Here is a 12,552-nt window from a genome sequence, read left to right as displayed (position 1 = left end):
GTCATCGCTACCGACTTGAGATAAACGGTCGCCAGCTGGGCGGCGTGCTCAGCCAGTGCTGTGGCACGGTGTCGCGTATGACGAACGCACGAGCCACCGGGATCCGTGCCCGGGCCCGTGTCGAGACGACGGCGCGCATCAAGGACGTCGCCCGCCGGCACCTCGCCGAGCACGGTGCCGACCTGTCGCTGCGCGCGGTCGCCCGCGACGTGGGCATGGTGTCCTCCGCGGTCTACCGCTACTTCGACAGCCGCGACGCGCTGCTCACCGCGCTGATCGTGGACGCCTACGAGGCGCTCGCCGACGCCGCGGACGCTGCCGAGGCGACCGCCCCGCGGGACGACTTCGCCGGGCGCTGGATCGCGCTCGCCGACGGCATCCGCGGCTGGGCCGTGGCGCACCCGCACGAGTACGCACTGCTCTACGGCAGTCCCGTCCCCGGGTATGCCGCACCGCCCGCGACGATCGAGCCGGCGAGCCGGCCGGTGGTCACGATGGTGACGATCCTCGGCGACGCGGTGGCCGCCGGGCGCTCCGTGCCCGACGTCGAGATCGGTGGGCCGGTAGCCGTCGAGCTGCGGGGGGTGCTCGCCGCGCTCGGCTCAGACGACGTGCCGGAGGCGCTGCTGTTGCGTGGCCTGATCGCCTGGGAGCAGCTCTTCGGGGCGCTGAGTTTCGACCTGTTCGGGCGGTTCCAGGGCGCGTTCGAGCACAAGGACGACCTGTGGCGGCAGCAGTTGCTGCTGATGACGGACTATCTGGGGTTGCGCGGCTGAGGCGAGCGCTTCGCCGCGTCATACCGGGCGAGCGCCTCGCGGCGTTCGGCGGCGTGGTCGACGATCGGCTCCGGATAGCCGTGGTCGTAGCCGTCGTCGTGCTTCCACGGCTCGTGTGCGGCGCGGCCCGGCAGGTGCGCGAGCTCGGGCACCCAGCGCCGCACGTAGGCGCCGTCGGGGTCGAAGCGGATGCCCTGGGTGATCGGGTTGAAGACCCGGAAGTAGGGCGCGGCGTCCGTGCCGGTGCCGGCGACCCATTGCCAGCCGTGGTTGTTGGAGGCGAGGTCCCCGTCGATCAGGTGGTCCAGGAAGTGCCGTGCGCCGACCGGCCACCACACGTGCAGGTCCTTGGTGAGGAAGCTCGCGGTGATCATCCGCACCCGCCCGGCCATCCAGCCGGTGCGGGCCAGTTGGCGCATGCCTGCGTCGACGATCGGGAAGCCGGTGCGCCCGGCCCGCCACGCGTCGACCTGCTCGCCCGGATCGTCGTAGGCGAGCACGGCGAGGCCGTCGCGCAGGTCGTGCCAGGCCGACCGCGGGTGGTGGTGCAGCACGTCGGCGTAGAACTCCCGCCAGGCCAGCTCCGTCTCGAACTTCTCCGCGCCGGGCCCCTGCCTCCCGGCGAGGTCGGCCAGCAGTGTGCGCGGGTGGATCGCGCCCAGTTTGAGGTATGGCGAGAGTCGCGACGTGCCGTCCAGGTCCGGCCGGTCGCGGTCGGTGTCGTAGTCGTCGAGTCGTTCGAGGAAGTCCGACCACCTGGCCAGCGCGCCCGGCTCCCCGGCATCGGGGAGCGGCTCGGCGAGCTCGAACTCCGTTGCGGCAGAGAGGAGTTCGTCGGCGTGGGGGTGGCTGCCGGCATCGTGCAGGGTGGGCTTCGGGTCCTGCGCGGGTGCCGGCCGGCCGTGGTCGCGCCAGGCGCGGCTGAAGGGCGTGAAGACCTGGAAGGGGGTGCCGCCCTGGGTGCGCACGATGCCCGGGCCGATCGCATAGGGCGTGCCGGTCGCGGTGAAGTCGACGCCCGCCGAGCGCAGCCGCTCGGCCACCTCGGCGTCCCGCCGCGCGCCGAAGGGAGTGGTCTCCCGGGTGACGTGCACGCTGCCGGCGCCGGTCTCGGCCGCGAGCGCGGGCAACACGTCCCGGGGGTCGCCGACCCGGATCGCGAGCTTGTCGTCATACAGGGCGGAGGTGACGCGGAGGGTGTCGGCGAGCCAGCGCCGGCGCACCGGGCCGCAGCCCTCCCACAGGGTCGGGTCGATCACGAAGACGGGCAGCACGCCGGCGCGGCCCGCGGCGGCGGTTGCTGCCCCGAGGGCGGGATGGTCGTGGCGACGCAGGTCGCGGCGCAGCCAGAGGATGGCGGGAGTGGGCACGCCCGACAGTCTGGTCGCTCATCGTCGATCGGCGCTTCTAACGATGTATGTGGTTGGTGTTAGATATCGATAGAAGGGGTCATCGTAGGGGTCATCGAGCGGCGTGCCCCGGCGCGTGGATCGCGTCGCGCGCGGGTACGCTCCTGCGGTGCCCCTGGACCAGCAAACCGTCGCCCGTGTGCTCGGCGTCGACGTCCCGCCGCTGCCCGCACCGATCGTCGCGGTCACCCACGACTCCCGGGCGGTCGTGCCCGGCGGCGCGTTCGTGGCGATCAACGGCTTCACCTCCCGCGGCGCCGACTTCGTGCCCCAGGCGCTCGAGAAGGGGGCGGCGCTGATCGTCGCCGAGGAGCCGGCCGACGGTGCGCCGACCGCGGTCGTGCCGAGCGACCGGGTGGCGCTAGCGGCGCTCGCGACCGAGCTCGCCGGGCATCCGTCGCACGACCTGACCGTCTACGGGATCACCGGCACCAACGGCAAGACCACGAGTTCCTATGTGCTGCACGCGATCCTGAGCGCTGCGTATGGCGAACAGGCCACGGGTCTGATGACCACGGCGGAGATCATCGTCGGCTCCGAGCATGAGGCGGCGATCCGCACCACGGGCGAGGCGACCCAGGTGCAGGCCAACCTCGCGCGGATGCGGGACGCGGGGGTGCAGCACGTGGTGCTCGAGACGAGCTCCCACGGCATACACCTGCATCGTGTTGACGGAACCCGTTATGCCGCAGCGCTTTTCACCAACCTAACGCGCGATCACCTCGACCTGCACGGCACGATGGAGGACTACTACCTCACCAAGCGCAGGCTCTTCGAATGGACCGCCGGGCCCAAGCTCGCCAACGTCGACGACGACTGGGGCCGCCGGCTGGTGGGGGAGATCGAGGGCAGCCTCGGCTTCGGGACCGCGGACGACGCGGCATACCGGATCAGCGGGGAGCGCACCGAGGGCACGAGCACGGTCTTCGAGCTGGACACTCCCGGCCACGGTCGCCTCACGCTGACCATCCCGCTGCTCGGTGACTACAACGTGCACAACGTGGCCGGTGCGGCAGGCATCGCCCTCGAGATGGGCATGCCGCCCGAGACTCTTGTGAGTGCGGTGCGCGAAATGGCCCAGGTGCCAGGGCGATTCGAGCGTGTGCCCGCGGCCGTCGACCGTGGCTTCGAGGTCGTCGTCGACTACGCGCACACCGACGTCGGCCTGCGGCTGGTGCTCGAGGTGGCCCGGGAAGTGGCTGCCGGCGGCCGCCTCATCTGTGTGTATGGCGCAGCCGGCGCCCGCGACGCCGCCAAGCGACCCAAGATGGGCGCGGTCGCCTCGGAACTCGCCGACTCCGCGATCGTCACCACCGACGACGCCTACCACGAGGACCCGCAGCAGATCGCCGACGAGGTCTTCGCCGGCGCCGACCCCGCGAACACCCAGGTCGTGCTCGACCGTCGCGCCGCCATCGCCGCCGCGCTCGCCGAGGCACGCCCGGGTGATGTCGTCGTGGTCGCCGGCAAGGGCCACGAGCGCGTGCAGCACCTGCCGACCGGGGACGTGCCGTTCCACGACGTCACCGTGGTCACCGAGTTGCTGCAGGCCTGAGCATCACTCGGGTCGACGCGGCTGCCGGCGCTGCCCGGCGAAGGCGATGCGCCGACAGGCCCACCCGCGCATCGAGAGGTACAGACGCTGGGCCGAAATGTGTGTACCCCTCGATGCGGGAGTGTGCCTCTCGGTGAGAGGCGCGGGAGTGCAGCGCTCAGGCGCGCGGAGTCTCAGGCGCGTCTCAGGCGCGCGCGGAGTCGCCGGCGACCCAGGACATGTCGGGGTAGCGGTCGCCGGTTGCCTGCATCGCCGACAACTCGGCGATCACGTCGGCCGGCAGGGCGAGCGTGGTGGCGGCGGCGTTCTCGCGCAGGTAGGTGCGGCGCTTGGTGCCCGGGATCGGCACGACGTCGTCGCCCTGGGCGAGCAGCCAGGCCAGCGCGACCTGCCCGGGGGTGGCGTCCAGGTCGTCCGCGATCTGCCGAATGCGTGCCACCAGAGCGAGATTCGCGGTCAGGTTGTCGCCCTGCCAGCGGGGCAGAGTGCTGCGGAAGTCGCCACTGCCCGGTGTCGCCGCCGCCGCGGAGCCGGTCAGCAGGCCGCGGCCGAGCGGGCTGTAGGGCACGATCGCGACCCCCAGCTCACGCGCGGCCGGCACGTCCTCGGCCTCGATGTCGCGGCTGAAGATCGACCACTCCGACTGGAGCGCCGCGATCGGGTGCACCGCGCTCGCCCGGCGCAAGGACTCCGCCGACGCCTCGGAAAGGCCCAGGTGGCGCACCTTTCCGGCGGTCACCAGCTCCGCCATCGCACCGACCGTCTCCTCGATCGGCACCTGCGGGTCGACCCGGTGCAGGTAGTAGAGGTCGATCGTGTCGACGCCCAGGCGTCGCAGCGACCCCTCCGCACTCTCCTTCACGTATGACGCAGAGCCGTTCGTGCCGTTCGGCATCCCGTCGGGACCCGTGGTGATCCCGAACTTCGTCGCCAGCACCACCTCCTCGCGCCGGTCGGCCAGCACTTTCGCGAGCAGTTGCTCGTTGGCGCCCGCGGCATACATGTCGGCGGTGTCGAGGAAGTTCACGCCGAGGTCCAGCGCCTCGTGGAGGGTGGCGATCGCCTCGCTCTCGTCGTCGGCGGTCGCGCCGTAGGCGAAGTTCATGCCCATGCAGCCGAGCCCGACGGCGGACACGTCGAGATCGGCGATGCGGCGGCGGGGGATCGAGGTGGCGTCAGAGTGCGATGAGGTGCTCATGGTGCGGTCTGTCCTCCATAGGTGGCGATCTTGTATTCGGTGGCGGCCAGCGACAGCGTCAGCTGACGGATCTGCCGGCGGATGGTGTCGCGGTGTTCGAGGAGCATCTCCAGCCGTTCGGGCACGGTGTCGTCACCCTGGTCGACCAGTGACACGTAGTGCTGCAGGTCGCGAATCGGCATACCGGACAACCGCATTCGGGTGAGGAAGACGAGGCGCCGCACGGCGTCGGCGTCGTAGGTGCGGTAGCCGGACGCGTCACGGTCGACCTCGACGAGCCCGATCCGCTCGTAGTAGCGCAACGTGTGCGGTGAGGCGTCGAGCAGGTCGGCGACCTCCTGCACGCTCATCGGGCGGTCCGGCAGGTCGGCGGTGACGAGGCGGTCGAAGACCTCCTTGATCAGCGGACTGTCGGGTTCGCCGATCGCGTCGAGGGCCTTCTGCAACAGCTCTTCGGTGGCCATGCCGACGACGCTAGAGCTTTGAGCGCGCTCCAAGGCAAGCGTCCTCGTGCCAGGCCTTCTCGCCAGCGGGCCGCCGACGCACGCCCGGCTAGTTTTGCGACGATGGGACCGTGCGCAACGTCGGCTCACCGCTCGGGGGCGGCCCACCGAAGGTCATCGCCCACCGCGGATCCAGTTTCTCCGAACCCGAGCACACGCTCGGCGCCTACCTGCGGGCGATCGACGAGGGCGCCGACGGTGTCGAGTGCGACGTGCGACTCACCGCCGACCGCCACCTGGTGCTGGTGCACGACCGCCGGGTCAACCGCACCTCGGACGGTCGCGGCGCGGTGTCGGCGCTCGAACTCGCCCAGCTCGAGGGCCTCGACTGGGGCAGCTGGAAGAAGGCGCACGGGGACGAGGACGAGATCCCCGACCGGCACCACGCGCAGATCCTCACCCTGCGGCAGCTGATCCGCACTGTGCTGGCGAGCGACCGCCGGCCCGACCTCGTCATCGAGACCAAGCATCCGACCCGCTATGCCGGGGAGGTCGAGCGGCGGCTGGCCGCCGTGCTCGCCGAGTTCGACCTCCTGCGGCCGGCGCCCGACAAGCCGACCGTGCGGATGATGTCCTTCTCCTCCAAGGCAATTCAGCGTATGGCGAAGCTCGCGCCCCACGTGCAGCGCGTGCAGCTGATCGAGGTCGGCACGTCGCCGTTCTTCCGCGACGGGCTCCCCGCCAATGTCGCGATCGCCGGACCACGGATGGGCATCGTGCGTCGCAACCCGGAATTCGTTGCGCGACAACACCATTACGGTCACCAGGTGCACGTGTGGACCGTCGACGCAGAGGCCGACATCGAGCTGTGCCTGCGCCTGGGCGTCGACGCGATCATCAGCAACAAACCGGGACTGGTGCGCGAGATGGTCGATGCGGCATACGCGCTGTAGATGCATAGGGTTGAGGCCTGGCGCCCTACGACAAGAGAGGCCGACGCGTGACTGACAAGCACGGCACCGAGCCCTGGGTGCGCACGGTGCGGCTGCCCTGGACCACCGACTCCGTGCCGCAGGTGCGGGCCGACATCACTCGTGACCTCGCCGCCGGCGGCATGCCGGAGCAGGTGACCGAAGAGGCCGAGACCGTCGTCGCCGAGCTCGTCGCCAATGCGATCCTGCACGGCCGGCCGATGCCCGACGGCAACGTGCGGGTGCGCTGGCGCGCGCGCCCCCCGCGGGTCGAGATCGAGGTCACCGACGGCGGGTCCGGCAAACGCCCGCACCCCAAACCCCAGGCCGACTGGGCGCCGAGCGGCCGCGGGCTGCGCATCGTGCGGTCGCTCGCCTACGAGTGGGGCGTGAGCGACGACGACGGCCACACGATGGTGTGGGTCGCGCTCGGCGGCGCCTCGCGGCGACGGGTCTGAGATGCCGATCCCGATCGACGGGGTGCGCGTCGGGCACTGGACCGACGAGCACGCGCGCACGGGCTGCACGGTCGTGGAGTTGCCCGAAGGCACCGTTGCGTCCTACGAGTGCCGCGGCGGCGCACCGGCCGCCCGCGAGCTGACCCTCCTCGAGCCGGACAAGTCGGTCACCACCATCGACGCGCTGCTGCTGACCGGCGGGTCGGCCTTCGGGCTGGCGGCCGCCGACGGCGTGATGCGCCGGATGGAGGAGACCGGCCGCGGGGTGCCGACCCCCGCGGGCCCCGTGCCGATCGTGTCGGCGCTCGGCCTCTTCGACCTCGCCGTCGGCGATGCCACCGTGCGCCCCGGTCCCGAGCAGGGGTATGCCGCGGCCGCCTCCGTCTCGACGGACGCCCCGCTGACCGGACAGCTCGGCGCCGGCACCGGTGCCTACACCAGCCACTGGCGCGGCCCGGACGGCGCCCGGCCCGGCGGCCTGAGCGCCGCCGAGCGACGCATGGGCGACGTCGTCGTCTGGGCGCTCGTCGCCGTCAACGCCTATGGCGACATCGACCTCGGCGACGCACCGGTCTCGACCGAGGCGGTGGCCCGGCTGCAGGAGCCGTTCGGGTTCGGCGGGGCGGACGGCGGCGGGACGGACGGCGGCGGGACCGACGGCGCCGCCGCCGTGGCCGCAGGGGATCGCACGCACACGACCATCGGGGTGGTCGTCACCAACGCGCGACTGGACAAGGTCGGCTGTCACATCGTCGCGCAGGGCGCGCACGACGGGCTGGCCCGGTCGCTGACGCCGCCGCACACCCGTTTCGACGGGGACGCGTTCGTCGCCGCCGCGACCGGCGTCATACCTGCGCATGTGGACGTGGTGCGGCTGCTCGCGCTCGCGGCGGTTACCGACGCGATCCGTGCGGCCGCCGAGGGTGCCACGGGCGGCGATTAGGGTGATGCCTCATGGGTAAGGCATCGCGTCGCAAGGGCGCGGACAAGAAGGCCGCACGTGCAGCACGAGTCCCGTTTGTTGCCAGGCCTTTTGCGGACCTGACCGGTGAGACCGAGCTGGTCGCGATGCGGGAGATCCTGCCCGCGGCGACGGTGCCGGTGCGCTTCCGGGGGCCGGACGGCGAGCGGTCGGCAACGATCGCGACCGTGCTGCCGATGGCGTGGGCGGCGCTGCACCGCGACGACGGCGAGCTCTTCGTCGCCACCCAGATCGGCGGTGGCTCGGGCGACCTGAGTCGCGACCTCGCCGCCGCGCTCCTCGCCGCCGCGGACGCCGAGCCCGGCGCGTCGATCGCCAGCACGCCCCCGGTCACCGCCGACACGCCGCGGCTGCAGGACCTGCTGGTCGACGGGCCGTTCGAGCTCGAGCTGCACGACGGCTTCGACTTCTGGGTTGCTGCCGACGAGCTCGACGACGCGACCTCGGCCGCCCTCCAGCAGGCCAACGAGGCGGTCGCGCCGACCGTCGCGCTTCCCGCGGCCGACACCGCCTACTGGTGCCGCATCGGCGAACGCACCTATGTCCGTTGGGTTTTGCCGCACGACGAGGATGCCGCCACGTCGGCGCTCGCCCGGCTGCACGCCGCCGGGGACAGCGCGCTCGGCGACGGGCGGCTGCTCGGCGCGTTCCGCACGAGCGGGCTGCTGGTGCCGGTCTGGGAGGTCGACGCCACCGCCGAGCCGCTCTCGTATGACGAGCCGCTCGCCGCGCTCCGCGCCCGCTTCGAGGAGGCGCTCTCCTCGGTCGCCGACCGGCCGCTGGACGACGCCGAACGTCGGGCCCGCGCCGGCCTGGTGTCGCGCCAGATCACCATCCGTTAGCGCGCCGCCACATCCTGGCGTAACTCCGGCGCAACGCTGGCGGAGGTGTGGCGGAACGTCTAGTCTGACCGGATGCCGACTGCCCGTTGGACTTCCGCCGACCCACGCCGCGACCGCGCACAACCGATCGCCGAGGCGCTCCGCGAGCGGATCGCCGCGGGCGACCTGCGCCCGGGCGACCGGCTCGAGGAGAGCGAGTTAGGGGCGGCATACACCGCCTCCCGCAACAGCGTCCGCGAGGCGCTCGACCTGCTCGTCGCCGACGGGCTGGTGGAGCGCAAGCGCGGCGTGGGCACCCGGGTCGGCACGCCCAAGCTCGGGCACGGCCTCGACCGCCTCGCCGGCCTGGGGGAGACGCTGCTGGAGCAGGGCGAGGTCCGCAACGAGGCGCTCGAGGCGCGCCGGTTGCGCCGGCTGCCGAAGGATGTCGCCGCCCGGCTCGACCAGGCGCCCGAGGACGGCGGTGTCCGCATTCGCCGGCTGCGCTCACTGCAGACCGAGCCCCTGTCGCTCGACGTCAGCTACTTCCCGGCCGACGTCGGCGCGTCCCTGCTCTCCGCCGACCTGGCCGGCACCGACGTCTTCGAGCTGCTCGAGGAGTCCCTCGGCACCCGGCTCGGCAGCGCGCAGCTCGTCGTGCACGCCGATGTCGCCGACGCCGAGCTCGCGACGCTGCTGGAAATCGGCGTGGGCGACCCGGTCTTCCGCATCGACCGGCTGACCCGGCTGCCCGGCGGCCGGCCGGTCGACGCCGAGCAACTGCTCGTGCGCGCCGACCGCATCGCGCTGGAGGCGACGATCGAGCGGGACCGCTGATGTCCGCGCTCACCGCGACCCTGCTCGCGCTCTTCGGTCTGCTCGGCGGCATCGGCATCAGTGCCATCGGTCCTGGCGGCGTGCTGCCGACCATCGGCCTCGCGACGCTGACCGCGCTGACACCGGCCCAGGTCGCCGGCACCGCACTCGTCACCCATGTCGCCACCGGTTGTGCGGGCACCGGCGCCTATCTCCGCTCGGGCGAGCTGCGTCGCCCGCAGGTGCGCCGCACCGCCCAGCTGCTCTGCGGCACAGCGGTTTTCGGCACGCCGCTCGGCATCCTGGTCAACTCGCTGATGTCGCCACACTGGTTCAACCTCGCGCTCGCCGCGCTGATGGCGACGGTCGCCGGGCTCGTCCTGATGCGCGAGCGGGTGAGCGTCGCCGGTCACCCGGCCCGCATGACCGACGTCCGCCCGCACCCGTCGGCCTGGGTTGTCGGCGGGGTCGGGGGAGCGGTCGCCGTCGCGGCGGGAGTGGTCGGCATCGGCGGCCCGATGCTGACCGTGCCGCTGCTCGTCGCGGCCGGCGTCGACATGCTCGAAGCGCTCGCGGCCGCACAGGCCCAGTCGGTCCTGATCGCTGGCGTCGGCTCGGTCGGCTACGCGTTGCAGGGCTCGATCGACTGGCCGCTGGCCGCCCTGGTCGGCATCCCCGAGCTCGCGGGGGTGTTCCTCGGCTGGCGGATCGCCCGCGCCCTGCCCGTGCGGTCGCTGCGCCTCGGCCTGGTCGCGGCGCTGCTGGTCGTCGCGCCATACGTCGCGCTGCACGGATGAGGTTTCAGGCCGAGGGTGCGTCGGACGCCGCCGCACCCGGCTCGTCCACCTGAGACTCGTCCGCCTGCTCCGGGGACGGGCGGCGATGCGCGAGCGTGCCAGTGAGCCGGCGCCGGGCGTGCGTCTCCGAGCTCATCCGCGCCGCCAGCAGGATCAGCAGGGGCGCGAGCAGCAGCATGCCGGTCGGCGGGATCGACACCCCGGAGTCGTTGGCGACGAAGCCGAGCAGCCAGCAGACGGTGATCGCGGCGAGACCCTGGCCGAGCATCGGCACCCGGTCGACCAGGTCGGCGATCAGGCTGCCGGGCCGCCGCGACGGTGCCAGCAGCGCCACGACCGCCAGCACCAGGATCAGCGGCACCAGCGCGGTGTACCAGGTGCTGGTGAGCATCGTCCAGTTTGCCTTGACGATGCGCTCGACGCCGGTGAACTGCCCGTGGTTGCGCACCTGGGAGACGAAATCGCCCAGGTGCGTGCGGTATTCGGGCGGCCGCAGGTAATCGAGCACTCCGACGATGCCGACGATCACGACCGCGCTGCCGATGATCAGCGCTGCCCGCCGCCAGGTCAGTGCGATCCCCGCGGCGTTGAGCGCGAGGTAGGCGAACGCCGGGAACATCGTGAGCGGCCCCGCCCCGTCCGCGCCCCAGATCGGCGTGCCGTCGATCAGCAGCGTCACCAGCGCGATGAGTATGACGGTGGCCGCCGCGAGGCGCTGGTGCCCGCGGGACTGCAGCACGCCCGCCAGGCACGCGGCGATCAGCAGCCCCGAGGTGGAAAGCAGCGCCCCGCCCACGTTGCCCATGCCATAGAAGCGCCCGCCATACACCGGTTGGAGGCCCATGATCGAGGTCAGCTGCAAGGGAGTGCCGTGCACGGCGTCGAGCAGCAGCACCGATCCGGTGACCGCCGCGATGAAGAGCGGCGGTCCGAGCGGGTGCCGGCGCCAGGGCCCGGCGAGCGCGAGCAGCCCGATGACCATGGCGATGCCGACGATGCTCCAGCCGAGCGCGGTGCGCGGTTCGGACGCCTGCCACCACGGGACCAGCCCGACCAGCCAGGTCGCCACCGGCATCGACGCGGTGAGCGCGCCGACCCCGGCGAACCAGCCACGCAGCAGCCGGCTGCGCTCGGCCGGGACGCCGCGGCGGCGGGCCCGGTAGCGGCGGATCAGCCACCACACCACCCCGACCGCGAACAACGTCACCATCGCCGCGACGAACCGCACGATGAAGTCGCCGGTGAGCCCGTGCTCGATGCGCAGTTGCAGCGCGATCGTGCGCGCGTCGGTGATCGCGCTGGTGCCGGCGGCGCGTGGCTGCACCATCGGCGGGCGGCCCTCGGGCAGGTGCGGGGCGGCGGCGCCGAGCCGGTCCAGCACCAGCGCGGACAGGTCGGTCGTCTGCAGGATGCCCGGCTGCTGGGTGGACACCGAGGTGAGCAGGCCGTGCGGCACACCGGGCCCGGAGATGACCACGGTGTGCAGCACCTCCGGTCCGGTGTCGTCGGCCAGGCCGGCGACCACGACGGTGGCGTTGGCTGGAGCGCGGGCGAGCAGCTTGCCGAGCTCGGTGTCGTTGGGCGCTGGCAGGTCGACCAGCGTGACCGGGCAGGCGGTCGGGTCGACGCCGACGGCGCTCGGCGAGTAGTGCGCGATGCGGCCGGTCTGGTCGGCCGCGGCGAGCCCGGCATAGCGGCCGGCGGCGGTGATGCACTGGCCGGCGCGCGGCAGCCGGGTGCCCATCGACGCGATGTCGGCCGGCACCGGACGCTTCAGCGCGAGGGAGCGCCACCGGGTCCACGCGCTCTGGTCGTATGCCGCAGGCCCCGTCCCGGCAACCGCCGGCGAGGACTGGGTCGGCGTCGCCCCGCTCGTGGTGAACCCGGTCGTCGACGGGGTCGGCGCGGGCAGCGACGGGCAGCGCAGCGGTTTCTGCCCGGGCGGCGTCATCGGCACCGCCGGCCCGTAGGTGGTGCGCGTGCCCGCGGCGAAGGTCAGCCACGCCTGGCTGGAGCAGCTGTGCGGGGTCAGCGTGCGCGTTGCGAGCGACCCGGCGGCTCCTTCGGTGGCGAGTCTCCACAGCGTCGGTGTGCGGGTCGGGCTCACCTGATCCCACGAGAGCGTGGGCTGCGAGACGACGATCAGCGGCCCGGGCTGGCTGACCGGCTTGGCGGCGGGCCAGGCGACGATCCACGAGATCAGATAGGAGATCGCGACTCCGGCAATGGCGCAGCCCAGCACCCAGGCCAGCCATCGTCGGAACATGAAGGCCCATTCTGCGCTACGCCCGCCGCGCTCTTGCTGTGCGCCACCTGCTGTGCGCCA

Annotated in this window: 12 protein-coding genes; 8 read left to right on the top strand and 4 right to left on the bottom strand. The window is 72.5% G+C overall.

What is annotated here, in order from left to right; all coding sequences use genetic code 11:
* The first annotated feature begins 77 nt into the window (after positions 1 to 77).
* Entirely contained in the window at positions 78 to 776 is a 699-nt protein-coding gene (locus HJ588_RS02970; protein WP_171151793.1) for a TetR/AcrR family transcriptional regulator, read from the top strand.
* Here HJ588_RS02970 and HJ588_RS02965 read toward each other — a convergent pair.
* The gene (locus tag HJ588_RS02965) at positions 755 to 2,146 is read right to left on the bottom strand and encodes an FAD-binding domain-containing protein (RefSeq protein WP_171151791.1); all 1,392 of its coding nucleotides are present in this window, start codon (positions 2,144 to 2,146) and stop codon (positions 755 to 757) included. The genes HJ588_RS02970 and HJ588_RS02965 overlap by 22 nt on opposite strands.
* A 148-nt stretch (positions 2,147 to 2,294) precedes the next feature.
* On the opposite strand from HJ588_RS02965, the gene HJ588_RS02960 reads away from it, so the two are divergent.
* A complete protein-coding gene (locus HJ588_RS02960) occupies positions 2,295 to 3,740 on the top strand; it encodes a UDP-N-acetylmuramoyl-L-alanyl-D-glutamate--2,6-diaminopimelate ligase (RefSeq protein WP_171151789.1) in 1,446 nt (481 codons plus the stop codon).
* A 184-nt stretch (positions 3,741 to 3,924) separates the two neighbouring features.
* Here the strand turns inward: HJ588_RS02960 and HJ588_RS02955 are convergent, their stop codons facing one another.
* Together HJ588_RS02955 and HJ588_RS02950 are read right to left on the bottom strand one after the other, a co-directional pair.
* A complete protein-coding gene (locus HJ588_RS02955; RefSeq protein WP_171151787.1) occupies positions 3,925 to 4,938 on the bottom strand; it encodes an aldo/keto reductase in 1,014 nt (337 codons plus the stop codon).
* Positions 4,935 to 5,402 carry a MerR family transcriptional regulator gene (locus HJ588_RS02950; RefSeq protein WP_171151785.1) on the bottom strand — a complete coding sequence of 156 codons (468 nt, stop codon included), beginning with the start codon at positions 5,400 to 5,402 and terminating at the stop codon, positions 4,935 to 4,937. The genes HJ588_RS02955 and HJ588_RS02950 overlap by 4 nt, the downstream gene beginning before the upstream one ends.
* A gap of 110 nt (positions 5,403 to 5,512) precedes the next feature.
* Between HJ588_RS02950 and HJ588_RS02945 the strand changes: the two genes are divergently transcribed.
* The 6 genes from HJ588_RS02945 (at position 5,513) to HJ588_RS02920 (ending at position 10,226) form a co-directional block, all read left to right on the top strand.
* Complete coding sequence (locus HJ588_RS02945; RefSeq protein ID WP_171151783.1) at positions 5,513 to 6,334, top strand: glycerophosphodiester phosphodiesterase family protein; 822 nt, start codon at positions 5,513 to 5,515, stop codon at positions 6,332 to 6,334.
* Positions 6,335 to 6,381: 47 nt separating this feature from the next.
* The gene (locus tag HJ588_RS02940; RefSeq protein ID WP_171151781.1) at positions 6,382 to 6,810 is read left to right on the top strand and encodes an ATP-binding protein; all 429 of its coding nucleotides are present in this window, start codon (positions 6,382 to 6,384) and stop codon (positions 6,808 to 6,810) included.
* 1 nt (position 6,811) lies between these two features.
* Positions 6,812 to 7,753 carry a P1 family peptidase gene (locus HJ588_RS02935; RefSeq protein WP_171151779.1) on the top strand — a complete coding sequence of 314 codons (942 nt, stop codon included), beginning with the start codon at positions 6,812 to 6,814 and terminating at the stop codon, positions 7,751 to 7,753.
* Between the two features lie 11 nt (positions 7,754 to 7,764).
* On the top strand, positions 7,765 to 8,634 hold the full coding sequence (locus HJ588_RS02930) for a DUF5926 family protein (protein ID WP_171151777.1): 870 nt from the start codon (positions 7,765 to 7,767) through the stop codon (positions 8,632 to 8,634).
* Between the two features lie 72 nt (positions 8,635 to 8,706).
* On the top strand, positions 8,707 to 9,450 hold the full coding sequence (locus HJ588_RS02925) for a GntR family transcriptional regulator (protein ID WP_171151775.1): 744 nt from the start codon (positions 8,707 to 8,709) through the stop codon (positions 9,448 to 9,450).
* Positions 9,450 to 10,226: a sulfite exporter TauE/SafE family protein gene (locus HJ588_RS02920; RefSeq protein WP_171151773.1), complete on the top strand. Its 777-nt coding sequence runs from the start codon at positions 9,450 to 9,452 to the stop codon at positions 10,224 to 10,226. The genes HJ588_RS02925 and HJ588_RS02920 overlap by 1 nt, the downstream gene beginning before the upstream one ends.
* Positions 10,227 to 10,230: 4 nt before the next feature.
* Here the strand turns inward: HJ588_RS02920 and HJ588_RS02915 are convergent, their stop codons facing one another.
* Positions 10,231 to 12,492, bottom strand: a complete 2,262-nt coding sequence (locus HJ588_RS02915; protein WP_171151771.1) for a hypothetical protein — start codon at positions 12,490 to 12,492, stop codon at positions 10,231 to 10,233.
* Positions 12,493 to 12,552: the final 60 nt, after the last annotated feature.

The sequence above is a fragment of the Flexivirga aerilata genome, assembly GCF_013002715.1.
Classification (GTDB): Bacteria; Actinomycetota; Actinomycetes; order Actinomycetales; family Dermatophilaceae; genus Flexivirga; species Flexivirga aerilata.
This window is presented reverse-complemented; position numbering and strand designations above follow the sequence as displayed.